Origin of the sequence: Sinomonas mesophila, from assembly GCF_001999765.1 — a bacterium.
GTDB classification, from domain to species: domain Bacteria; phylum Actinomycetota; class Actinomycetes; order Actinomycetales; family Micrococcaceae; genus Sinomonas; species Sinomonas mesophila.
Genome location: NZ_MTIC01000003.1, coordinates 13,579 through 35,896, shown reverse-complemented (window position 1 = coordinate 35,896; position 22,318 = coordinate 13,579). Strand labels below are relative to the sequence as shown.

Genomic DNA, 22,318 nt, shown 5'->3' with positions numbered 1-22,318 from the left:
CAAATACGATGGCGCCCCGTCCACGAATCCCGGATTCTTATGGGGGATGAACGTCTTCACCGCCACAGGTACGGCCCCGGGGGACGGCGAGGGAACAAACTGGATATTCGGGGCACTCATCGAAGCTTCCGTGCGTTCCCGGTCCAACATCAGAAGGGTCATCGGCCTCCACGGCGAGGCCGCGTTCATGGGAGCATCATCCGACGGCGCCCACGTCGGAAACATGACCTCGCTCAAAGCTGGGGTGCCGAAGCGCAAAGACGGGGCCACCACCGCGACGGCTGATTACGTCTACGCCCTCTACGTGGACAACGTCCCAGCCGGCGCGCTCGGATCGGCCGAGGCCTACGCCATCTTCGTCGAAGGCGGCAAGTCATGGTTCGCTGGCCCCATCACAGCGGCCGCGGGGCTGACTGTCGCCCAGTCGCAGAGCGCGTACATCGGCGGGCACCGCCTCTACCAAGGAAGTAGCACGGCACTCGGGCTGGACGCTGGCCTGATCATGACCGGAGCAATGAGCGCCTCGGGCGACGTCCTGGGTGCTCAGTTCCGTCAACAGTCCGACTCATCCCGCCGGATCCTATGGGGCGCCGGCAACCCCAACGGCGTGCAGACAGCCTCCGTGGGGTCCGTATACCTCCGCACAGACGGCGGGTCAGCGACGACGCTGTACGTGAAAGAGGCGGGGACCGGGAACACCGGATGGGTCGGCAAATGAACGGCACCGCGTACGTCATCGAGATGCTGGGCCGGGCTCTCGCCGCGGCTGAGGCGGAAATCGCCCGTCTCAATCAGGAGTTGGAAGCGCGGGACGCGCCCCCAGCAGACGAGGCCTAACCGCCGGAATTGTACCCTCCGGCTCGCCTGCCAAGCTTCGCACCAACTTGGCGGGAACCCCCGCGTACAGCCCGTTTGGATCGAGATCTTTGGTCACGACAGCGCCGGCCGCGACAACACATCCCTCGCCGATGCTCACGCCGGGCTGGACGACGACACCTGCCCCGAGCCACGCCCCCTTACCTATGCGAACGGGGCTGTACCGCGTGGGCTCGGAGGCGCGGCGGTCGGACGGGCCGATGTCGTGTGTTCCGGTCATGATGAGTGCCCGCGGCCCTATCGCCACCCCGTCCCCGATCGTGATCCCACCGGTGGGAAACAACGAGGCGCCGACGTTGATGAAGACGCCGCTCCCGATTCTCAGCTTGGACGGATCCCCAACGATGGCCCCTCCATGCCAGACTCGGGACCGGCCGATTGAGACTCCAGCGAGCCGAAGCATGGCCCACCTGGCCTTAACCGAAAAGGCGGGAGACCCTGCCAGATTGGCCACGAAGCACCGAAATTCCCCATTCACCCGAGAAGAATACATGGACTCACAGCTTCGCTAAGGACGAGTACACCCGCCGGACGCCCCCCCGCATAACCCGTTGCACGTGCGCGCCGTATGGGCCTCCTTCCGCCGCAGTTCTGCTAGCACTACTCATGGATGAGCGTCGCTGCCGCGGCGAGCTCCACGGGCGGCAGGGCCGGAGTTCCCATCCCTGCGGCCCGAGGTGCGGGTGCCCATATGCCGACGACCACACCCGGCCGGGACCCCGCACATAGTGGCCGGGCCCTTGAGCCGCATGGTCACCCCCTTGGGGGCCTCGGTCTCGCTCGCCCAGCCCACGCGCCGGACCTCGACCTCCGCGCTTTCCGGGGTTCTGGCCCGAGGCGGTGCAGAAGCACGGCGAGCTCCCCTGCGTGCGGGTTCAGCACGACATCTTCCCCCAGCGCGGTCCCCTCGCCCAGCGCCTCGAGTCGGACGCGTCGACCACCGCGGGCAGGCCCGACGCGAGGGCGCCTCGAGCGCGCGGAGCTGGCTGGCGTCGTCCGCGATTCCGGGCCCGACCGCCCACGCCTGCACCCGCACCTGCGGCTCGGCCGCTACCCCACGATCTCGGGGCACTCCGCCAGCACGAGCATCCGCGATCAGGAGCAGCTACTGCGCCTTCCACTCCGCATTCTCGGGAATGGAATGGTCGGGCACCACGACCTGGATGATGGACGGGCTGTTCGAGTTCGCCAGTGCACCCGCCACGGCTTCCTCCAGCTCCCAATAGGTGCTGACCTTCCACCCCTGGTAGCCGAACACCTCCGCGAGCTTGCTGTAATTCCACGGGTGCAGGATGCACGACCTGTAGAACGGCTTGTCGTCATGGAAGACACTTGCATCAGCGAGCCACTGCTCCACCCCGTAGACACCGTTGTCGATGACGAAGACGATCGGGTTGAGCTGGAAACGCGTCTGGGTCGAGAGGCATTGGGCGGTCATCTGGAAGCCTCCGTCCCCAGAGAAGACCATCACCCTTTGGTGGGGGCTCTTTGCCAAGCAAAGACCGGTCGCGGCCGCCCCAATGTAGCCGATCGAGGAATAGGACGATTGGGCGATGAACGCGCCCGGCGTGGGCACCTCGAGCAGAATGCTCCCGAAGTAGTTCAGGCTCGAATCGCTGCCGACAATGGTGTTCTCGTCGATGTACGGCTGGATGAAATCGTAGAATCCCTGGTACGTGATCTCATCGGTTAAGGCCACGGTCTGCCCGGTATAAGCCAGTGTCGCCTCCAGATTCCGAACTTTGGGCGCGACCTGTTGTGCCAGGATCCCGTCGATCAGGTGCTCCAGCGCGACCTGCCCGCCGAAATAGGTTCCGAGCTTGACCGCATCCATCGAGGCAAAGGCGGTCTTGTCGAAGTCCGGGTCCCAGCCCAGCGAGTTGATATCCGTCAGCCACACGCCGAGGGCCAGGATGAAATCGGACGTCTTGGCCAGATCCAAAACAGCTGCCGATGAGGCCTGGCCGTCCAGCACCCCGACGAACAGCTCGTCGTCCTCGGAGAGGACGGCCTTGCTCAGGAGCTCCGTGACGAAGGGGACGTTCAGCTGCTGGATCAAGCTCGTGGTCTTCTCCTGCAGGCCGAGGCGGTCCACCTCCACGCCGACCCAGATGAGCGGATTATCGGCGCGTTCGAGCCTCGAGCAGATCTGCGCGACCGACTCTTCGAGGCTCGTCTCATCCGATATCGCCCTGGCCGGCTTCAGCACACCGCTAGGCGGCTCGCACTCCAGTTCGACCATGTCCTGGAGGAGCTCGATGTACACCGGGCGCCGCTCGCTGATGCACCGCGTCAGCGCATAGTCGATCAGCACCGGCGCCAGATCCGGACTGTCCACGCGGACCGCCGCGGCGGTGATGTGCTCGAACGACTGGAGGTCCGTCTCGCGCCCGGTGATGAAGTGATGCGCGCTGAACCCGGTCTGCTCGAAGGTGATGGTCTTCTTGATGCTCGGCGTGCCGTTGATCAGCACGAGCGGCACCTTCTCGACGTAGGCACCGGCGAGTGCATTCACCGCACACAGTGCGCCTGCCGAGTAGGTCACGCAGAGGGCACCGATTCCCTTCAGCCGCGCGTAGCCGTCCGCGGCATAGCCGGCGTTCATCTCGTTGACTTCTTCGATGATCTCGATGCTGCTCGGCGTGACGTACCGGTTCAGCCAATCAATCGAATAGTCCCCGGCGATGGAGAACAGGTGCTCGAGCCCCAGTTGATGCAGCCGCTCGACGAGGTATTTCCCTACGGTGTATCCCGCGTCCATGGTGTGATCGCCTCCATAATCAGTAGCTGCTCGCGCCGCCAAACAGCCGGGGCAGGTAGATGTCAAAGATCCCCGGGCATTTGCGTTCGGGGTATCGCTGGAGCATGAACTCCTTGAAGGCCTCGTCCGTGACCCCGTTGCCGATGGCCTGCTGCGCGGCATTGAGATACTCGATGTTGCGGGCCACTTCATTCTTGTCGGCCGGCAGACCGTGGCCGGGCATGAACAGCTCATAGTCCGTCAGGAGCATGTCCTGCAGAACCCGAATCCAGTGGCCCAGGTCCTCCGACAGGTACAGGTGGGTGCCGCTGTAGATCAGGTCCTGGGCGAAGTACACGCCCAGCTCGGGAAGCCGGATCGTGAGGGTGACGTCGATCTCCGTGTCCGTGACGCGGTCGAAGAGATACCTGACCCCGTCGATGGTCTCCTCCCCCAGGCTCGCGACCTCTCCGGGGACGACGATCTGATCCGGGACGAGGTCGCCGAGCTTCCAATGGTCGCTCCTCGAGTCCTCGCCGTGCTCCTGGATGAACTTCATCGTCTCGGGCAGCGCGTAGATCGGGGTGTCGGCGAACGCGGCCCCCGTGCCGAACCAGTGGTCGGGGTGCCGGTGGGAAAGGTACAGCCTCTTGATCGGCTTGCCGAGACTGTCCGCGTAGTCCCTGAAGGCCCTCGCGTAGGGAACGAGGAACTGCGAGTCGACGAGCACCAGCTGGTTCGCGGTCTCGACGATGTGGGTGGCGTTGGCGATGTTGCTGTACTCGAAGGACGAGACGAAGGTGTGAAGACGGACGTCGCCCGTCTGCTTCACGACCATGCTGATGGGATCTGACACCTGGGCCAACATCAGTCGTCCTCTCCGGTGTAGGCCAGCAGCGTCGCATCCGACCGGGTTCGGGCGGACAGGGCGATCTGCTCCCGGAGTTCCTCCAGCGCGGCTTTGGCGACGTCGTAGGCACTGTCGGCGGACGACGGCGCGTCCTCGCCGGGGCGCCAGAAGCGGCGGCGGGCCATCCGCATGGAGCTGTCGAACGGCGGGATCGCGTTGAACACCTCGACCAGATAGGGCCCGCGGTAGACCGGCTCGACCTCGTTCAGGATGGTCTCCCACGGGATCCAGCTGTCATGCACCGCACCCCGATCGGGCGCGGAGATGTGGACATAGTGGAGCCGGTCCTGGCTCGCGGCCCGGGCGACGTTCTCCCTGAAGACCCCAGGGCCCTGGCTCTCCATCACGACCTGCGCGGTATCGATCGTCACGCCGGCGCCGTGCGGGTTCCCGAGGGTGTCGAGGAAGTCCAGCGCCTCCGAGACCATGTTGGGCGGGGGCGTCTCCCAGCTCTTGACGGGCTCGACGGCGAGCTTCACCCCTTGCGCCGCGGCATACTCCGCCAGTTCCTCGAAGACGGCGCGCGCCGCGCGGAAGCGCGGCTTCATCCAGTCCTGGAGGGCATCGGACCAGATCTGCTCATTGGCGTCCGTGAGCGGGAACACTCCGTAGGGGTAGAGGAACGGCCCGGACATGATCGAGTCGCCGCCGAGAACCTGGGTGATGTCGACGCGCGACGTGAGGTAGGAGAGGGCCTGCCTGCGCTGTTCCTCGTAGGGTGACGTCGGGTCGAAGGTCCGCGTGGTCCCGACGTTGGTGGTGAACTTCGTCCCCCTCAGCCCCGCATGGTCGAACGCCTTCTTGAGGCCGGCGTAGGCCTCGACCTCGCGCCGATGGTCGACGGTCGCCGGCTGGGAGGCGATGTGCACGTCGAAGCCGTCGTAGCCCATCTCGGTGAGGACCTTCAGATGGTCGATCAGGACCTTCGTGTAGCTCGGGTCCTGGGGCCTCAGGTCGGCGGTGAACATGAAGAAGCTGAAGAAGACGTCTCGCTGGGGTGTCGTGTCCATTCCTGATCTCCTCTACCAGCCCAGGACATCCGCGAGGTAGGCGCGGGCCCTCTGGGCATATTCGAGCGGGTTGGCCTTGTTCGGGTCCTGCTCGGCCTCCACGACCAGCCAGCCCTCGTAGTCGGCCTCGGCGAGCGCCTCGAGGATCGGCCGGAACTCGATCGTGCCGTCGCCGGGCACGGTGAAGACGCCGAGCTCGACGCCCTCCTGGAACGAGAGGCCTTCTTCTTGCACCTGGCTCACGAACTCGGGGCGGACGCTCTTGAGGTGGACGTGGCCGATGCGGTCCGCGTGGGCCCGGGCCACGTCCAGCGGATCGTCGCCCGCCAAGGCGACATGGCCGGTGTCGAGCAGCAGGTGGACCAGCTCCGGATCCGTCGAGGCCATCAGCCGGTCGATATCGGCCCGGTACATGACGCCGGTGCCCATGTGGTGGTGGTAGCTGAGCCTCATCTCGGCCGCGTTGGCGATCTTGCCTAGCTCCTCCAGGCCGGAGGTCAGGTCGTCCCACTGGGCGTCGGTGAAGACCGGGCGATTGGCGAACAGGTCGATGGGGAGCAGGTGCGAGGAGGCTCCGAACTCGGCCACGACCAGCTCGGTTCCGCCGAGGGCCTTGATGTGCGCCAGCGTCTGCTCGAAGGCGTCGATCGTCTTCTGCCGCATGTTCTTGATCGTGAAGTACGTGCTCGTCCAGGGCTCGGACACCTGCAGTCCGCGGAGGTCGAGGGCGGCCTTGAGCACCGCGGCGTCGGAGGGGTACTTGTGCCCGATGCTGCAGCCCTGGAAGCCCGCGAGGGCCATCTCGCTCACGGCCTGGCCGAAGGGGATGCCGGCGTCGATGGTGGGGAAATCATCGTTCCACCAGAGCGTGCAGCAGACGCCGAGCTTCACCCTGTCCGGACCGAGGCCATCCGCTAGTGTTGTCATTTTCCTGCCCCTTTCAGATAGCGCTGCTCGATGCGGGGTGGCTCGGCCCAGGAGCCGTAGCCGGGCGCCTTGGCGCCCGGGGGGTTGGCCGCGATGGCCCGCCACAGCAGCCCCTCCTGATAGGAGGCGGAGGTGACGGTGGAGGTTTCGGCCGCGCTGTGGGCCCCGTAGCGGTCCGTCCACTCGGGTGGCAGCCCGTACCACATCCCAGCGAACCAGAGCTTGACGACGTTGCGGGCCACCGGCCCGAGGCGGTCGTCGCTGAAGATCCGGTGGCGCAGGGCCCGGTCGAGCAGGATCGGGTCGCGGCGTCCGCCGTCGTCCTCCGCGTCGGCGCGGGCGGCGCGGTAGGCGTCCAGAAGGGCGACGACGACGTCGTCACCGCAGGCGGCGCGCACCTTGGCCAGGTACTGGTGGGCCAGCCCGGTGCCGAGCAGGTCGGTCTCCTCGAAGGCGGTGAGCTCGGCCGAGAGGCGGAGGAACTCGTCGAACGGCTCGGTGCTCACCGCCCCACCGCCTGGGCTGTGTCGCTGGCGGCCTGGGAGGCCTCCGGGCCCGACCCGGCCACCGTCGGGACCTCGAAGGTGGGGGCGGCATGGTGCCCGCCGCTGCCCGGCAGGGGGTTGCGCACGAGGCGGTTGAACGCGTCGCGCAGGCGGAACATGTAGGGCACGGCATCGAGCAGGAGGCCCGGCTGGCCGTTGAACGCCTGAGTGAGGAGGGCGAGAAAAGCCTCGTAGTCGGCGTTGAAGTCCAGCGCTGCAGCCTCGAGCTCCGATCCGGGCGGATAGTCGGCCAGCTTGGCGCTGACCTTCACCCTGAACACCTCGTCCCACGCGACGCTGAGAGGCGGGCCGGAGGGCGAGTCGGGGTGGTCGCCAGCCTGGTAGTAGCGGCCGAGCTTCAGCTGCCGGAACCGGTAGTAGTGCGCGAGCTCGCCGTCGTCGTCGTAAATGCCCGAGTCGAGGCCCTCGCCCTGTTCGGCGATGAAGCGCAGCGCCCGCCGCGCCGAGTCCAGGTCGACGACGGGGATCGCCGCCCCGCCGCCGGAGTAGAAGTACTCGGGCCCCACCTGCCTGGCCGGGTCCCCGCTGAAGAGCCCGGGGTCGGCCGCAGCCACCTTCTCCAGCCCCTCGATGATCTCCTCGTAGAACTCGCCGATGCTGTAGAAGTGCATCCCCTCGACCGTCGGGCTGGAGACGAGGAACGGCCTCCCGCCGTCCGGCGTCGGCACGAGCCGTGACCTGCCGCTGGGAGCGGCGCCCGGCCGTTCGATATTGAGGAACGTCTCCACCGCTTCAGGGGAGAAGGGCCGCAGGTCGACGTAGAAGTCGTCCTCCCCGTCGGGCAGACGGGCCGGGTAGGAGGGCACGAAGCCGGGACGGGTCAGGTCGGGAGACCCGCCGATGGCGTTCAGCACGTTGGCGGCGAGGGTCAGGTGCAGCATCTCCTCCACCACGACTACCCGGATGACGTGGGCGGCGTCAGAGTTGGTGGCGGGATGGATGGAGTAGAGCGCGGTCAGGTACGGGGGGATGGTGGCGTGCTCGAGGGCGATCGCCACGTGCAGGTAGTCGATCAGGTCGTCGCGGGTGTTGATGGTCGATGCGGTCACTGGGACACCTCCTGGTGTTGAGGACGGGTGGCGCCCTTCGAGGAGACCTCGATCGGTGCGCTCTCGGCGTCGAGCTGGGCAAGCATGGCGCGGGCGCTCCGCAGGCACAGGGCCGCGAGGGTGAGCGTGATGTTCGAGGTGCCCACGGTCGGCATGCTCCCCCCGCCGACCAGGTAGAGGTTCGCGTGGTCCCAGGACCGCTGATCCGGGTTGACCACGGAATTGGTCGGGACGCGGCCCATCATGTGGGTGCCGGCGAGGTGGTTGCCTCCTCGGATCTCGTACCCCTCGCCCTCGTGGACGGCGTAGCCCCAGAAGGTGGGATCGTACTCGGTGTGGTCCTCGGCCCCGAGGCGGGCGAAGATCCGCTTCGACAGCTGCCTGGCGTAGGCCACGCCGCGCATCGTGTAGTCGGGGATGTCGTAGGTGAGGATGGGCCGCATGTTCCCCAGATGGTCGGTGTAGGCCGGGTCCACGGTGATCCGGTTGCTCGGGTTGGCGGGGACCTCGACCATGAAGGCCAGCTGCAGCTGGCGTGACACCCGGTCCACGAGGCCCTGCCGGAGGGTCTCGCCGTAGCGGCCGCCGGCGTCGACCAGGTCGATCAGGTCCGTCATGGGTGCCCCGCGGGCCCAGCCCCAGCCGTCGTTGTGGATGTCGACGCTGAAGGCGGCCTGGCGGCGGCGGAAGTGGCCGCCGCGCAGGTCGGTGATGCCGCCGGTGCAGTTGGTGCCGCGGAAGGTGCCGGCCACCTCCGGGAGCAGGGCCCACGCGAGCAGGTAGGCGTGGTCCATGAAGTTCCGCCCCATGAGGCCGCTCGAGCTGCGCAGGCCGGAGGCCAGCATGAGCCGGGGGTTCTCGACGGCGTTGGTGGCCAGGATGAACAGCCGGCCCCGGGCCCTCAGGGTGGTGAAGCTGGTGCTGTCGGGCCGTTCGTAGCGGCGGTACTCGATCTCGGTCACCCGTCCGGTCTGCTCGTCGACGTGCACCTTGTAGGCCACCGCCTGCGCGACCAGGTCGACCCGGCCGCTCTGGAGGGCCACGGCGAGGGTCTTGCCGGCGTTGTACTTGGCCTGCACCGGGCAGATGGGCACGCAGTTGTTGTTGCCCTGGCACCGCTGGCCGAGCTCGACCTGGAAGGTGCTCACCGCCCCCCGCGGAACGTAACCCTTCCCGCCGTCGTACGCCGGGTTCGGTATCCCGTTCCGGCCCTGCGGCCACGGCCGGACGCGCAGCTGACGCTTCTCCCCGTCGAGCTCGACCGGCATCCCGTCGACGTCCCTGGCGACCATCTGGTCCAGGTACGAGAGGGGCAGGCCCTTCATGGGGTACACGTAGCCCTCGTCGAAGGTGGTCCCGAGGTAGGCCTGGTCCTCGACGTCGGCCGAGACGCCGATCTCGCGCTCGGCCTCGTCGTAGTACGGGGAGAGGTCCTCGTAGGTGAGCGGCCAGTCGGCACCCTCGCCGTAGAGCGTGCGCATGCGGAAGTCCTCGGGCAGCATCCGCGGCGTCTTGCCCTCCCAGTGCATGGTCGTGCCGCCGAGAACCCTCGTGTAGGTGGTGTCGGTGGCGAAGGGTCCGCTCTGGACGATGTAGGAGGAGGAGTCGGGCGTTCCCGGGGCGATCCGCCGCGCGTCCGTGCCGCGGGGCATCGGGGCGTTGGGCACCACAGGGTAGGGCGCCTGGTTGTCCTTGCTCGTCGCGGAGTAGAAGCGCTCGAGGTAGGCCTCGTAGCCCTTCAGGGTGAGGTCCTGGGCCGAGCCCGCTTCGAGGATGAGCACTCTCCTGCCGGCCTCGCTCAGCCGCGAGGCGATGATGGAGCCGGCGATCCCGCCGCCGACGATGACGGCGTCGTAGAGGACCTCGGCCGCCGCCGCGGGATCGGTGCGGTTCGCCGCCCCGTGGGGGAATCTCACGTACATGTCACTCCCTCCTTCTGCGACGGCTCAGACGACGTCGGCGCGGGCCCGCATGGCGGACAGGTAGGCCGCGTAGCTCCACGTCAGGTTGCGGACACTGCGCTCGTAGCCGGTGGTGCCGTCGAACTGCTCGGAGAGCTCCAGGTGGTCGCTGTGGTAGACGACGGCGCGCACCATGGCGTCGCCGGTCGCCGCCAGGGCAGCCGCGGCCGCCGCCGGCTTCGTCGTCCCGTCGATGCCGGACTGGGCGAAGAAAGGTGCCGACAGCTCGTCCACGGGCACCGTGCCGCTGGAGGCGATCTCGGCGGCCAGCCTGTAGTGCAGCTCGGCGACGTTGCACGTCGAGAGCGCCCAGGGGTGTTCCCCGAGCGCCGGGTGCGCGGCGTCGCCGTCGTACACGTCGCCCGGGTAGCGGCCGAACATCGGCCCGATGCCGAACTGTTCCTTGTCCACCTTGTTGATCGGGTAGAAGGCGATCCCGCCCTCCTCCCACTGGGACCGCAGCTGGGCCGCCGTGGCCAGCAGCTTGGGGTCCGTGACGGAAACGGCGCCGTAGACGGCCGCCTGGACGATGTCGATGTTCGGGTCGTAGCCGGCGACGACCGGGTCCTGCGGCGACGGCGGGGCGCCGTTGCCCGGATCGGCCATCATGCTCACGTACTTGCTCCCGTCCCAGTGGCCTGCGATGGCCTGGCGCAGCCAGTCGATGGCCGGCTGCAGCCCGGCCGGCTTCTCGATGCCGGCGACGGTCGAGGCCTGGATCTCCTCGAAGCAGCGCAGCTGGGCGGAGCGGGCGAAGAAGCTGTAGCCGGTGTGCTCCTCCCACAGGTTCGTGGTGGGGTCCTCGTAGACGCCGAGGAGGAAGGCCACGTTCGCGTTGACCAGCCCGACCGCCACCTTCTGCGTGCTGGGATCGAGCTGGTCGTAGGCGGCCAGGAGCGTGATCGACTGCAGGGCCGGGCCGTCGTTCTGCTCCGTCCAGGGGCGGGCGTCGCCGGCGATGGCGAAGCAGGCGTGGCCCTTGGTCGGCTGGGCGTTGGAGTGGCAGAGGTTGGCGAACGTCACGTAGTCGTTGAGGGTCTGCACCGACCCGTCCTGGTCGGTGGGCAGGATGGCCTTGGCCACCTCCATGGCCGTGATGGCCCCGTCGCGCACCCAGTTGAAGACGTAGTCCTCGTCGGTGCCGGGGGTTTCAGCCGGGAAGGAGGGGGCGGCGATGATGCAGCCCGGCCTCGAGTCCCGGGAGACGTCGCCCGGCGACTGCGGATCACTGAAGATGAAGCCGTCGCTGGCGATGTTCCGGAACATGAAGGTGAACATGGTCGGGACGAGCGACGGCAGATCGACCGCTCCCGGGGCAAAGGAGTTTTGGACGGTCGCCCGCGGTTGAGTCGTGCCGGTCGGCCGGCTCGTGCGGGCGGGCATGACGGACAACGTGGTGGACGCGCTCATTGCTGGACTCCGTTTTCTTTCGGGCGGATGTGTCGGGCCGGGAAGCGGCGAGCTCTTCCGCCGGTCCACGCCGACCGCAGGCTCCTGGCCGACTCATGGCGTCATGGCGTGGTGGAGCGCAGCCGGCAGATACGCCACGGCGAGAACGTTCAGGCGCAAGCTCAAGCCAGGAGCTACAACGAACTGGCCAGCCAATCATCCCGTCCCGTCCCCCCGGAGGCGCAGTCTGATTCCAAATACAGTGCTGATCAAAATACACTGTCGATCAAAATACAGGGCTGATCAAAATACGGTGTTGATCAAAATTCTCGAGACCGCCGTCGACTGATCCGGAATTTCGCTGGGACCAATCGAACTGACAGACCGAATGCTGGCAAGTCGAGTGATCAGTGTCAATAGCTCAACAGGATCGCCGGAGGGCTTGACGAGCTAGCCGAGAGGGCTAATATTGGTTGCGCTTGGCGCGTACATGGGGGATGTTTTGGGGGGTTGGATGCCAGCACAACCGGCTGCCGGCTAACCTGGCGTTGCTGAAGAGCTTCGGCCGAACCGACGGATTATTCGTCACGGGCCGTTCTCTATTCTTCCGCGGTTTTCGCCATCGGGCGGATATTTGCTGCCGTCGGCCCTTTTCAGTTTTGCCTTTATCAATTTCCAGGGTTACCCAATGAAATGCATCGAGGGAGCTGCATCAGCCGACCGGGGAATCCCTTGAGTGAATCTCGTCCACGGAAGAGCTCAGCGGTGCGGACTATCACGTCTGGCAGGGTTGGCGTGACCGTCGATGGCGGCCTTGGTGGCGTGGTAGAGGTCGGCCGCCTGCTCGGGGGTCCGCCCAATCGCGGTCAGACCGAAACGGCCGTCGATGGCCAGGCAGGACAGCATGTGCAGCACCACACCGGTCCCAGTTCGGTAGTCGAATTGCAGGCCGGCGTCAGCGACGGCCTTGATCACCGTGGCGGGCGGAAGTCCGAGCCAGCCCGGGTCGACCAGGTTGTCAGTCGCCCAGTACCAACGAGCGGTGCCATCGTCGGCCACCCATTGCCCGGCGTCGGCGTCGTAGTGGCCGGGAACCAGGTTGCGAAGCACGGCAAAGGGATGGGTGGTGCCGCCCTTGCGAAGGTTGACCTCCAGCGCGAACAGCTGCCAGCCGCCGGCGCCATCGCCCGCGGCCGCGAAGTCGAGACTCAAGCGCCCGATGACGCCACGCGCGGCGAGTTGGGTGGCGACGGCCCGCCCGTGACGCGCGAGGTCGCGCGCATACGCCGGGTCGGCTGGGAACCGGCACCCGACGTACACCTGGCCGCTTTCTCCGGAGAGCAGTTGCTCGTGGGTGGACACCACCGCAACCTCACCGTACGGCGAGATGTCCAGCTGCACGCTGGGGCTGGCGAACCGGGCGCCGGCGATCAGTTCTTCGACCACGCCCCCGGCACCAAGATCGCGCAGATACCACTCCGGCAGCGCCGCCACCCGCTTGCGGACATGCTCGCCCGCTGCGGGTCCGCCGCCAACGTGCCGCAGGTCGACGACGACGTTGCCGTCACCGGCGCCGCTGTTGTCGTGCTTGATCACAACGCCAGGGGAGGCTGGCCGCGCAGCCCGGATCGCGGCGATGGCGGCCACCACATCCTCGACGCTGCGGACGTCCTCACATCCGACGGGGGCCGGGACCCCTGCCTCGGCGAACAGCCGTCGGCCTGCGCTCTTGTAGCCAAGCGGCCACAGGTTGGGCGCGGTGCCCTCGATCGGCGCCTGCAGCTGCAGGGCCACCTCGACCTCACTGTCGGTCACGTTCCACGGCGCAATAAGGACAGGCCGATCCCCGAACGAACTCCGAATCTCCTTGAGCAGTTCGGGCCGGTCAAGCAACTTGGCCGCGATGGGACGGGGCGTGTCGTCAGGCACGACCGTCAGCCGGAAGCGGGCTCGCACGCTTGCCCGAAGGTCTGCAGGCACCAGCGAGGTGTAATAGTCCATCACCTCCTGGCCGGGTGCCTGACAGGTCAGGAACACCAGCTCACATGACTGGATCCGGTGCAGCATGAGGTGGGTGACCAGATAGCGATGCTCGAGCGCCGGAATCCGAGAGGCGTAGTGGTGCAGCAGTGACTCGCCAAGACTGAAGGACGGCAGCACCACCAGCACGTGCTCGACAGCCATGCCCGGCCGGTTCAGGGCCCACACCCGCCCAAGCTGTGCCTGTAGCTGGTCAAAGTCCTTCATGGACATCGATCCGCCCATGGCGCGATTCTCCAACGAACTCCCGTGCAATGACCATCCTCCTGCGCCAGACCATCAGCGGCGAGCTCGACCGGGCGGGGGACGCCGCCGTCGTCCGCCCCCGCCCGCCGCCCGCGCTGACGGAACAATAGTCACGGGCCGCTCTCAAACGTGTTCGCGGTTTTCGCATGGGGTGGAGAGTTGATCACCTGGAGTAGGCCCATGAATGGCAGTCGGCGTGAGGCGATTGCGCCTGCGCCGCCCGTGTGCCATCGTGGTGGCGATCGTGTTCCAGGACAGGAGGTGAGACCCATGAACGCAGTATCCGCAGTGGGTGCTCCCCCGCAGTCCACGATCGCGCGACTGAGGTAGTCGCCACCGGGAGCGCCCGTCAGGCACTTCGCGAAAGGCGACTCCCATGAACACCACCCCTTCTTCAGCTCCGCGCTTCACGGGCGAGCGAGCGCTGGTCCTCGGCGGCGGCGGGTCGACAGGCAACGCGTGGCTGATCGGCGTCGTCGCCGGCCTGTTCGATGCCGGGCTGGACGTGACCGAGGCCGATCTGATCGTCGGGACGTCGGCCGGCTCGACGGCCGCGGCCCAGATCACCGGCGCGGCCCCAGCCGACCTGCTTGCCGCCATCCTTGCCGCGGCACCCCAGCCACGTACAGCTCCGGCCGGAGCCGACGGCGGACGCGTGCCGGTCAGATCGGCAGCGGACCATCTGGAGAGGACAGGCAGGATCATCGCCGCCGCTGAGGACGCGGCCGACATGCGCCGCAGAATGGGCGCGGCGGCGCTCGAGATGGATGCGGCGTCAGACGGCTCCGGGCAGACGCGGTGGCGCGCCACCGTCGCCGCCCGGCTGCCCAGCCAGCACTGGCCGCAACGAACGGTGCTCATCACGGCGGTCGATGCCCATACCGGTGAGCCGGTCGTGTTCGACCGCCACAGCGGGGTCGACCTGGTGGACGCAGTGGCCGCCAGCTGTGCCAGTGGCTTCGCCTACAAGATCGGCGGTGGCCGATACATCGACGGCGGCTACCGATCCAACGCCGAGAATGCCGATCTGGCCACCGGATACGCACGGGTGCTGGTGCTGTCACCTTTCGGCGGCAGATCACGGACTCCAGTGGACTGGGGCATGCATCTCGCAGCACAGGTCGACGAACTCCGCGCACGCGGCAGCAGGGTCGAAACGATCTTCCCGGGCAGCGACTCCGAGCACATGTTCGGCGCCAATGCGATGGATCTGTCCCTGCGTCCGCCCGCTGCTCGAGCCGGCTACGACCAGGGCAGAGACCTTGCCGGGCGGCTCACCGAATTCTGGCTACCGGCATAGACGACTATTCCGGAGTGGCTTATTGGCCCTGAAGCTCAGCCTCTCATCCCTACACCTAAGGCAATGGCGGAGGTAGACTCGCTGGTCCCACGAGGATTGCAGGAGAGTTTCCGTGGATCTCGATTCTGTCCTGAAGGAGTACGACGCGAATCTGGACGCCCCATTTTGGGGATGTCCATGAATGGTCTAGGTCGGGGTAAGGAACCCGTAACTGTCCTCGCTGGCCCATACGGCCACCCCTTCCACCCGATTCTGGTCACCGTCCCGATCGGCGCGTGGGTGGCCAGCCTCGTCTTCGATATCGGCTCACGCCTCGTGGACAGTGATGCGGCCGCACTGGCGACCGGCTCGAGGTGGCTGATCGCGATCGGCGTGCTGGGCGCGGCGGCAGCGGCGCTGATCGGGTTCCTGGACCTGTTTGCCATCCCCACGCGTACGCCGGCCTTCCGCACTGCCATGGTCCACATGAGTCTCAACGTGACCATCACCGCCGCCTATCTGGTCAACTTCCTCCTGAGACTCGGGCAAGGTCCGGTTCCAACCGGACTGATCGTCATGTCCGCCCTTAGCATCGCTGCGCTTGGCGTTTCCGGGTACCTCGGCGGCAAGCTCGCCTTCCAATACGGCATCCGCGTAGTCGACCAGGAAGCCCAGGCCGCCGGTTTCGACCCGACCTCTACAGCGAAGGACTAACTTGCATGGCCATCGCAGCGCTCGTCACTTGGATACTCACTGCTGCACTCGGGTCCACCATGCTCGGCCTATGGCTGAGCAAAGGAGGTTTGCGTGCCGCCCAAAGCGACGCGACCATCCCCACGCGACTTGTACCGCCGCTGATCTTCTCTCATTTCCTCCTCGCGGGCGGCGGCCTGGTTCTGTGGATCGTCTACGTCATCATCGACAGCGATATTTTGACCTGGATCGCCTTTGGTCTCCTGATCGTCGTCGCGATCCTCGGGGATGTGATGTTCCTGCGCTGGTGGCGTAGCCGGAAGGAGGCCACCCCGGAAGCGCGGTTCCCGGTTGCCCTCGTCTACGGTCATGGCCTGCTTGCTGTCACGACCATCGTGCTGGTGTTACTGACGGCCCTTGGAATCGGCCGCTCCTGATGGCCTCAACGCTGCAAAGTGTTGCCGAATGATCCGGAGGTGTCGGAGTGACTCCCCCATCGAACGATGCACGGCCAGAAGGTGAGCCCGTCTCGCTCTGGGTTGCTACCGCCGGAACCACCGATTACCCCGCCCTGCGCGGGCATATAGAAGTCGATGTGGCGGTGATCGGCGCGGGCATCGCGGGCCTGACCGCCGCGCTTGCGCTCAAACGCGCGGGCCGCACGGTCGCGGTCATCGAGGCCGCCCGCGTCGGGACCGGCGTCACCGGCCATACGACGGGCAAAATCACTTCCCTGCATCGTCAGGTCTATACAGGACTCGCGCGCAGCCACGGCACCAACGCTGCCCGCACCTACGGGGAGGCGAACGAGGCGGCGATCGACCACGTCGCGCACGTCGTGGTCGACGAGGGCATCGACTGCGACTTCCGCCGAGTCGCAAACTACACCTACGCCGAATCCGATGACGCGCTCGAACTCGTCCGTGCCGAAGCCTCCCTTGCCGCGCGACTCGGCCTACCTTCCACGTTCACGACTGACGTGCCGCTGCCCTTCCCGGTCAAGGGCGCGATCCGATTCGACGGGCAGGCGCAAATCCACCCCGTGAAATACCTCCAAGGACTTGCCCGGGCGGTCAACGGCGAGGGCAGCTTCGTCTTCGAGGACACACGTGCGCACCAAGTGCACGACGGCTCCCCGGGGATGGTCGACGCCGAGCATGGCACAGTCCACGCTCATGACGTTATCGTGGCCACCAATGTGCCATTCGGCGGCCACGGCCTGTTCTACCTGCGCTGCCACCCGCACCGTTCCTACATCGTCGCCGGACGGGGGGACACCTCGACGCTGGACGCAACTTTCATCAGCGCCGACGAACCGCTGAGATCCATTCTGACTGTCAACGTCGGCGGCACGAGTTACGTGCTTGCCGGCGGCGAAGGCCATCGCGTGTCGGAGGCCGAAGACACAGCGGGGCGCTACAGGAGACTCGCAGCCTTTGCTCACGACCGCCTCGGCGTCGGCGAAGTGGACTACCGCTGGTCAACCCAGGACGGGATGCCGCTCGACGGGCTGCCCTACGTCGGACTCATGTCCCCCCTCGCCAAGCACGTGTATGTCATCACAGGCCTTCGCAAGTGGGGCCTGTCCAACGGAACCGCCGCAGCCCTTATTCTCGCCGATACCCTAAGCGGCCAGGAGAACCGGTGGGCCCGAGTGTTCAACAGCAACCGGATCACCCCCAAGGCCAGCGCCAACCGGTTCATCAGGGAGAACGTCAAAACCACGATGGCAGTCCTGGTGGGCAAGCTCAGCGGGCGACCTGGCCACCAGGTCCTGGCCCTGGCCCCCGGGGCGGGAGCAGTCATCAACGTCGGCGGCCAGGAGACTGCTGTATACAAAGACGAAGGTGGGCAGGTCCACACCCTCTCGGCAACCTGCAGCCACTTGGGCTGCACCGTCGGCTTCAATCCCTCCGACAACACTTGGGACTGCCCATGCCACGGCTCCCGATTCGCCACCGACGGCACCGTCATCCAAGGACCAGCCGCCAAAAACCTCCCACCCGGGCCGTCCCGCCTCCCGGAAGGTTTTGACTAAACAAGGCTCATCTTGGGGCTGCCCTTTTGAAAAACGCGAAGCATCTAGTCTGATCACTAGCCGTCAATTCAGTACCGACGAATCCGCCGACAAACTCTATGCGGACTGGCTCGACCCGAGACAACGTCGGCCGCACCACTGCGCCCAACCAGCGTAGCGAAGACAGTCGAACTGGCTGTGGGCTTCCTGGGTGGAGCACGCGACGATATGCAGGGATGCGCTCTGCCTCGCTCTCAAGGGGTCGAGGTGCACGCCCGGACGGCCCGTCGCCGCCGCGACGGGCATGCCGACGGCGCTCCGGCCACTCCGCTGAGCGGGCTATTGTGACACGCCCGAGAGCGGGAGTACCTTTTCCATGAACGGGCTTCCGGCCCCGTTCAGCATGTGTGTCCGGCGCTGCGCAGCTGGGGGCGCTCCGCTAGGCGATATCGCCAGCGAGGAGGGTCCCAAATGTCGTGGGAAATGTCCGGGAAATATGTGCAAAGCTGCAGCTGCTCCTTGATCTGTCCGTGCCCGTATGACGGTCCGCCCACCGGTCCGAACGGCGAATGCCGCGGAGTCGCCCTGTTCCATATTGCGAGCGGGAATTCCGATGGCACGGATCTTTCGGGAGTCGCTTTCGCCTTCGCGAACTGGTTTCCTTCGAACTTGAGCGCAGGCGGCTGGAAGGTGGGCATCGTCATCGATGAAGGGGCGTCGGATGGCCAGGCGGCCGCTCTCGAACGCATCCTGCACGGCGACGAAGGCGGACCGTTCGCCGAGTTTGCGGGGCTGTTCGGGGAGTGGTTGGGCGTCGAGCGCGGGAGAGTCGCGGTCTCGGACGGCGAGGGAACTGTGACCGGGCAGACGATCCAGTTCGAGCCATTGCGCGGACCTGACGGCGGCGTGACCACGGTCAAGAACGCGATGTTCGGTTTCGCCCCCGAGTTCATGATCGGAAGGTCACCAGGGCCTATGGGTCTCTTCGGCCTCGACTTTGAAGGTGTCTACGGCGAGAGCGCAGAGTTCACCTTCGCGAGCGAGATGGCCGAAGGCGCCCCCAAGGGCCGGGCATGATCGCGGGTGGCACATGGGCCGGGAACTGAACCCGGGAAACGTGGCGCGTGCTTCGGCGCGCGCCACGCTTTTCGGAGTTGATCTGCGGGCAGCCGGCCTGGTCGTGGTCCTGCTCGTGCTCGCCGCCGTGGGCTGGGCCGTCAATGCCGTGCAGATGTCCGGGATGGACATGGGGCGTTGGACGGACCCGGGATCGTTGGGCTTCTTCCTCGCCACGTGGGTCGTGATGCTGGCCGCGATGATGTTTCCGTCGGTCGCGCCCATGGTCGTCGCGTACGCTCGGATCAGCCGCCATCGTCGCGCGACTGGGCGTCATGCCCCGTTGGGTTCCACGACCGTCTTCGTGGCTGGCTACCTGATCGCGTGGACGGTGTTCGGCCTCGCTGCCTATGCGCTCTACGCGGCAGTCGCGGCCCTCGCCCCAGGCTTCCTCGCCTCGGAGCCGGGCGGCCGCTACGTGGCAGCGGGGGTGATCCTTGGAGCGGCGATCTACCAATTCACGCCGGCCAAGAACATGGCCCTCATGAAATGCCGGACGCCCATTGACTTCATCCTGCGTCGCTTCCGGCATGGGTACGTCGGAGCGCTGCGCCTGGGAGTTGAGCACGGCACGTGGTGCATCACGTGCTGCTGGGCGCTCATGGTGGCGCTGTTCGCGCTGGGGGTCATGAGTGTCGGCTGGATGGCGGTGGTGGGGGCCTTCATCGCCGTGGAGAAGATGCTTCCATGGCAGCGGCTTGCCAACCGTTCGGTCGCCTTCGCGTTGGCCGCGATCGCGGTTGGCGTGGCGTTGACGCCAGTGACACCAATGATGCCGGGGATGCCAGGGATGGGGTGATTCGTTCCCCCACCCCGAGCCCGCCCGGGTGGTCCGGTGTCAGAAGGTGCATAATTCAGGCGGCTGGCCGCAGGTCTGCGCCCTGTTTCCGCCCTGAGTTGTGCAGTTTCAGACGCCTCTACGATTCCGTCACAACCCGTGGGCCGCGGCGTAGTCTGCGAGCCCATCGGAGGCCAGGGCCGCCGAGACCTCAGCGATCCCCGCGTGGTCGGGCAGCACAATGGACTGCCCGTCCGGCGACGTGCCTGTGCCGGACGTCGGGAGGGTGAAGAAGACCGACGACGCCGGATCCACGTCCCTCAGCGCGTAGCCAAGGGCCGCCATGGTCATCGGGTCGAAGGACTTGTCCACCACGAGATGAGGCGAAACGGCGGCGATGATCCCGATGGCACTCGCTGGATCCCGGACTTTCCCGGTGCTCAGCAACTGACCGATGACCGCGCGGACGAAAGTCTGCTGATTCCGAACACGCTGGAAATCGCCGTCAGGGAACACGTAGCGCGCTCGGACGAACTCGAGGGCAGCCTGGCCATCCAGCTTGTTCATCCCCGGCGTGAACGTGTGATGCGTGTCGAAGTCCGCGGTGAAGGGCACCGTCACGTTGACGTCGACGCCTCCAAGCGCGTCCGTGAGCGCCTTGAAGCCGTCGAAGTCCGTCAGCACATAGTGGTCGATACGGGTCTTCAGGAGCCCGCTGACGGCGTCGACAACGAGCTGGGGCCCGCCGGACCCCAGGCTCGCGTTGATCTTCGAGTCGCCGTGGCCCGGGACGGGAATCCAACTGTCGCGCATGATGGAGATCCCGTAGATCCGGCGACGATCCTCCGGGATGTGGATCAGCATGATCATGTCGGCGTGCTGGTCCGTGGTTCCCCCGGTGGCCGCCTGGCCCTGCAGGGCCTGCTGCGCACTCCCGCGGATGTCGCTGCCCATGATCAGGATGTTCATGGGCCCCTGCCGGAGCTCCGGCAGGGTAGGGCCGGCCGCTGGAGGGGACAGGCGCTGCGTGGCGAGAAGGATCGCCACCAGCGCAGCGCCGAGCACGAGCACGAGGGCCACAGCGGCAGCGAGGAGGCGACGGCTCCGGACGCTGTTCCGCCCGCCACCCCCGGGAGCGCTTGCACCCCCCGAAGAGACCGGACCACCGGCTGCACCGCTCATGACGCCACGATGACACCCCTTCCTGCTTCGCCGGAAGTGGCCGAGCCCCGGTTCCGGCAAACATCGGACCTGTGGTGAGCATCCCGAAACCTACTTCTGTAGGCTCGTCATCCAAGCTCGTACGTGCAACTGAGCCGAGTGGGGAGGATCCCGGGATGCACGATGTGGACGTCGTCGTCGTGGGTGCGGGGCTGGCCGGCCTGAGCGCGGCCCGCACGCTGGTTGGGGCCGGTCGGACTGTTGCCGTGCTGGAGGCGCGCGACCGGGTGGCCGGGCGCACACTGGGAGGCTTCCTCAGCAACGGTGTGCCGGTGGAGATGGGCGGCCAATGGGTTGGTCCGACGCAGTTGGCGGCGCTTGAGCTCATTGAGGAGCTGGCCCTGAAGACCTTCCCCACCTTCGACGAGGGCGACGCCCTGACCGTCTTCGACGGCAACGTCGTTCGGTACTCCGATGAGGACTTCGGCCTTCCGCCGGAATCGGCGGCGGAGGTCGGCCGACTCTGGGAGCAGCTGGAGGCCCTGGCCTCGGCGGTCGCGGTCGAGGCGCCGTGGGACACTGACGGCGCGGAGGAGCTGGACCGGCAGACGCTGGACGGGTGGCTGGTCGCCAACACCGAGGACAGCATCGCGCGGCGGTTCTTCCGCGTGCTGGTGCCCGTGCTGTTCTCGGCCGAGACCCCCGAGCTCTCGTTCCTGCACTTCCTCTTCTACGTCAGGTCCGGCACCAGCCTCGAGACACTGGCGGCCACCACAGGGGGCGCCCAGGAGAGACGCGTCCTCGGCGGCACCCACCAGATCTCTGAGCGGATGTCCGCCGACCTGGGCGACGCGGTGCGGCTCAACGCCGTGGTCCGGACTATCCGCCAGGACGAGTCGGGCGTGCTCGTCGAGTACGAGGGCGGCAGCATCACGGCCGGGCGCGTCGTGGTCGCCGTTCCGCAGACGCTGGCCGGCCGGCTGCGCTACGTCCCCCCGCTGCCGGCGCTGCGCGACGGGCTCACCCAGCAGATGCCGGCCGGGTCGGTGATCAAGCTCCAGGTCGGCTACGACGCCCCGTTCTGGCGCGAAGACGGACTCAGCGGCCTGGTGCTGAGCCTCGACGACGCGCTGACCGTGGTCCTGGACAACAGCCCGCACGACGGCTCCTGCGGGGTGCTGGTCGGCTTTCTGGAGGGCGCCCACGCCCGCACCGCGAGCCTGATGGGCGCCGACGAGCGCCGCGAGCTCGTGATCGCGGCACTGGTGAAGTACTTCGGTCCGAAGGCGGCGAACCCGTTCGACATCGTCGAGCAAGACTGGACGGCCGAAGAGTTCACCCGGGGCTGCTACGGCGGACGGCTCGGAGCCGGCGTCTGGACCCAGTACGGCAGGGCACTCGCCGTGCCCGTGGGCCGGATCCACTGGGCCGGCGCGGAGACCTCCACGGTCTGGAACGGCTACATGGACGGGGCCATCCGCTCCGGTTACCGGGCCGCGGCCGAGATCCTCGAGAAGCTCCCCTAACTGCCGTTGAGCCGGGAGGCACAGCCACACGGCG

At 66.9% G+C, this 22,318-nt stretch carries 20 protein-coding genes; 9 read left to right on the top strand and 11 right to left on the bottom strand.

What is annotated here, in order from left to right; all coding sequences use genetic code 11:
• Positions 1-46: 46 nt before the first annotated feature.
• On the top strand, positions 47-718 hold the full coding sequence (locus BV907_RS18385; RefSeq protein WP_139346740.1) for a hypothetical protein: 672 nt from the start codon (positions 47-49) through the stop codon (positions 716-718).
• A gap of 69 nt (positions 719-787) precedes the next feature.
• Here the strand turns inward: BV907_RS18385 and BV907_RS19785 are convergent, their stop codons facing one another.
• The 9 genes from BV907_RS19785 to BV907_RS11525 form a co-directional block, all read right to left on the bottom strand.
• The gene (locus BV907_RS19785) at positions 788-1,096 is read right to left on the bottom strand and encodes an acyltransferase (protein ID WP_281250869.1); all 309 of its coding nucleotides are present in this window, start codon (positions 1,094-1,096) and stop codon (positions 788-790) included.
• 885 nt (positions 1,097-1,981) lie between these two features.
• Positions 1,982-3,637, bottom strand: a complete 1,656-nt coding sequence (locus BV907_RS11560; protein ID WP_077489887.1) for an alpha-keto acid decarboxylase family protein — start codon at positions 3,635-3,637, stop codon at positions 1,982-1,984.
• 19 nt (positions 3,638-3,656) lie between these two features.
• On the bottom strand, positions 3,657-4,472 hold the full coding sequence (locus BV907_RS11555) for an MBL fold metallo-hydrolase (protein ID WP_217697925.1): 816 nt from the start codon (positions 4,470-4,472) through the stop codon (positions 3,657-3,659).
• A gap of 11 nt (positions 4,473-4,483) precedes the next feature.
• Positions 4,484-5,536 carry a sugar phosphate isomerase/epimerase family protein gene (locus BV907_RS11550; RefSeq protein WP_077489885.1) on the bottom strand — a complete coding sequence of 351 codons (1,053 nt, stop codon included), beginning with the start codon at positions 5,534-5,536 and terminating at the stop codon, positions 4,484-4,486.
• Between the two features lie 12 nt (positions 5,537-5,548).
• Positions 5,549-6,463 (bottom strand): myo-inosose-2 dehydratase, encoded by a 915-nt coding sequence (gene iolE / locus BV907_RS11545; protein WP_077489884.1) that lies wholly within the window; start codon positions 6,461-6,463, stop codon positions 5,549-5,551.
• The gene (locus BV907_RS11540; RefSeq protein ID WP_077489883.1) at positions 6,460-6,969 is read right to left on the bottom strand and encodes a hypothetical protein; all 510 of its coding nucleotides are present in this window, start codon (positions 6,967-6,969) and stop codon (positions 6,460-6,462) included. Before BV907_RS11540 ends, iolE begins: the two co-directional genes overlap by 4 nt.
• The gene (locus BV907_RS11535; RefSeq protein ID WP_077489882.1) at positions 6,966-8,078 is read right to left on the bottom strand and encodes a ferritin-like domain-containing protein; all 1,113 of its coding nucleotides are present in this window, start codon (positions 8,076-8,078) and stop codon (positions 6,966-6,968) included. The genes BV907_RS11540 and BV907_RS11535 overlap by 4 nt, the downstream gene beginning before the upstream one ends.
• Positions 8,075-10,000 carry a GMC family oxidoreductase gene (locus tag BV907_RS11530; protein ID WP_139346739.1) on the bottom strand — a complete coding sequence of 642 codons (1,926 nt, stop codon included), beginning with the start codon at positions 9,998-10,000 and terminating at the stop codon, positions 8,075-8,077. The genes BV907_RS11535 and BV907_RS11530 overlap by 4 nt, the downstream gene beginning before the upstream one ends.
• 24 nt (positions 10,001-10,024) lie before the next feature.
• Positions 10,025-11,449: a glycoside hydrolase family 15 protein gene (locus tag BV907_RS11525; RefSeq protein ID WP_139346738.1), complete on the bottom strand. Its 1,425-nt coding sequence runs from the start codon at positions 11,447-11,449 to the stop codon at positions 10,025-10,027.
• Between the two features lie 108 nt (positions 11,450-11,557).
• On the opposite strand from BV907_RS11525, the gene BV907_RS19115 reads away from it, so the two are divergent.
• A complete protein-coding gene (locus BV907_RS19115; protein ID WP_217697924.1) occupies positions 11,558-11,731 on the top strand; it encodes a hypothetical protein in 174 nt (57 codons plus the stop codon).
• Between the two features lie 456 nt (positions 11,732-12,187).
• Here the strand turns inward: BV907_RS19115 and BV907_RS11520 are convergent, their stop codons facing one another.
• Positions 12,188-13,693: a peptide ligase PGM1-related protein gene (locus BV907_RS11520; protein WP_077489881.1), complete on the bottom strand. Its 1,506-nt coding sequence runs from the start codon at positions 13,691-13,693 to the stop codon at positions 12,188-12,190.
• Between the two features lie 397 nt (positions 13,694-14,090).
• On the opposite strand from BV907_RS11520, the gene BV907_RS11515 reads away from it, so the two are divergent.
• The 6 genes from BV907_RS11515 (at position 14,091) to BV907_RS11490 (ending at position 19,618) form a co-directional block, all read left to right on the top strand.
• Complete coding sequence (locus tag BV907_RS11515) at positions 14,091-15,014, top strand: patatin-like phospholipase family protein (RefSeq protein ID WP_077489880.1); 924 nt, start codon at positions 14,091-14,093, stop codon at positions 15,012-15,014.
• A gap of 63 nt (positions 15,015-15,077) precedes the next feature.
• Positions 15,078-15,707 carry a DUF2231 domain-containing protein gene (locus tag BV907_RS11510; RefSeq protein ID WP_342745550.1) on the top strand — a complete coding sequence of 210 codons (630 nt, stop codon included), beginning with the start codon at positions 15,078-15,080 and terminating at the stop codon, positions 15,705-15,707.
• Between the two features lie 5 nt (positions 15,708-15,712).
• A complete protein-coding gene (locus BV907_RS11505; RefSeq protein WP_077489878.1) occupies positions 15,713-16,123 on the top strand; it encodes a hypothetical protein in 411 nt (136 codons plus the stop codon).
• A gap of 158 nt (positions 16,124-16,281) precedes the next feature.
• A complete protein-coding gene (locus BV907_RS11500; protein WP_245827936.1) occupies positions 16,282-17,724 on the top strand; it encodes an FAD-dependent oxidoreductase in 1,443 nt (480 codons plus the stop codon).
• A gap of 450 nt (positions 17,725-18,174) precedes the next feature.
• Positions 18,175-18,780: a DUF1326 domain-containing protein gene (locus tag BV907_RS11495; RefSeq protein ID WP_077489876.1), complete on the top strand. Its 606-nt coding sequence runs from the start codon at positions 18,175-18,177 to the stop codon at positions 18,778-18,780.
• 13 nt (positions 18,781-18,793) lie between these two features.
• Positions 18,794-19,618, top strand: a complete 825-nt coding sequence (locus tag BV907_RS11490) for a DUF2182 domain-containing protein (protein WP_077489875.1) — start codon at positions 18,794-18,796, stop codon at positions 19,616-19,618.
• A gap of 129 nt (positions 19,619-19,747) precedes the next feature.
• Here BV907_RS11490 and BV907_RS11485 read toward each other — a convergent pair whose 3' ends face one another.
• Entirely contained in the window at positions 19,748-20,677 is a 930-nt protein-coding gene (locus tag BV907_RS11485; protein ID WP_245827935.1) for an LCP family protein, read from the bottom strand.
• Positions 20,678-20,934: 257 nt separating this feature from the next.
• Here BV907_RS11485 and BV907_RS11480 point away from each other — a divergent pair, with 257 nt between their 5' ends.
• Positions 20,935-22,284 (top strand): flavin monoamine oxidase family protein, encoded by a 1,350-nt coding sequence (locus BV907_RS11480; RefSeq protein WP_077489873.1) that lies wholly within the window; start codon positions 20,935-20,937, stop codon positions 22,282-22,284.
• The last annotated feature ends 34 nt before the right edge of the window (positions 22,285-22,318 follow it).

Bases quoted from the DNA above. Each gene is read 5' to 3' on its own strand.
- BV907_RS11550 (WP_077489885.1), bottom strand. From the start codon at position 5,536: ATGGACACGACACCCCAGCGAGACGTCTTCTTCAGCTTCTTCATGTTC.
- BV907_RS11525 (WP_139346738.1), bottom strand. From the start codon at position 11,449: ATGAGCGCGTCCACCACGTTGTCCGTCATGCCCGCCCGCACGAGCCGG.
- BV907_RS18385 (WP_139346740.1), top strand. From the start codon at position 47: ATGAACGTCTTCACCGCCACAGGTACGGCCCCGGGGGACGGCGAGGGA.
- BV907_RS11560 (WP_077489887.1), bottom strand. From the start codon at position 3,637: ATGGACGCGGGATACACCGTAGGGAAATACCTCGTCGAGCGGCTGCAT.
- iolE (WP_077489884.1), bottom strand. From the start codon at position 6,463: ATGACAACACTAGCGGATGGCCTCGGTCCGGACAGGGTGAAGCTCGGC.
- BV907_RS11480 (WP_077489873.1), top strand. From the start codon at position 20,935: ATGCACGATGTGGACGTCGTCGTCGTGGGTGCGGGGCTGGCCGGCCTG.
- BV907_RS19785 (WP_281250869.1), bottom strand. From the start codon at position 1,096: ATGACCGGAACACACGACATCGGCCCGTCCGACCGCCGCGCCTCCGAG.
- BV907_RS11505 (WP_077489878.1), top strand. From the start codon at position 15,713: ATGGCCATCGCAGCGCTCGTCACTTGGATACTCACTGCTGCACTCGGG.
- BV907_RS11530 (WP_139346739.1), bottom strand. From the start codon at position 10,000: ATGTACGTGAGATTCCCCCACGGGGCGGCGAACCGCACCGATCCCGCG.
- BV907_RS11515 (WP_077489880.1), top strand. From the start codon at position 14,091: ATGAACACCACCCCTTCTTCAGCTCCGCGCTTCACGGGCGAGCGAGCG.
- BV907_RS11520 (WP_077489881.1), bottom strand. From the start codon at position 13,693: ATGGGCGGATCGATGTCCATGAAGGACTTTGACCAGCTACAGGCACAG.
- BV907_RS11490 (WP_077489875.1), top strand. From the start codon at position 18,794: ATGGGCCGGGAACTGAACCCGGGAAACGTGGCGCGTGCTTCGGCGCGC.
- BV907_RS11495 (WP_077489876.1), top strand. From the start codon at position 18,175: ATGTCGTGGGAAATGTCCGGGAAATATGTGCAAAGCTGCAGCTGCTCC.
- BV907_RS11510 (WP_342745550.1), top strand. From the start codon at position 15,078: ATGGCGGAGGTAGACTCGCTGGTCCCACGAGGATTGCAGGAGAGTTTC.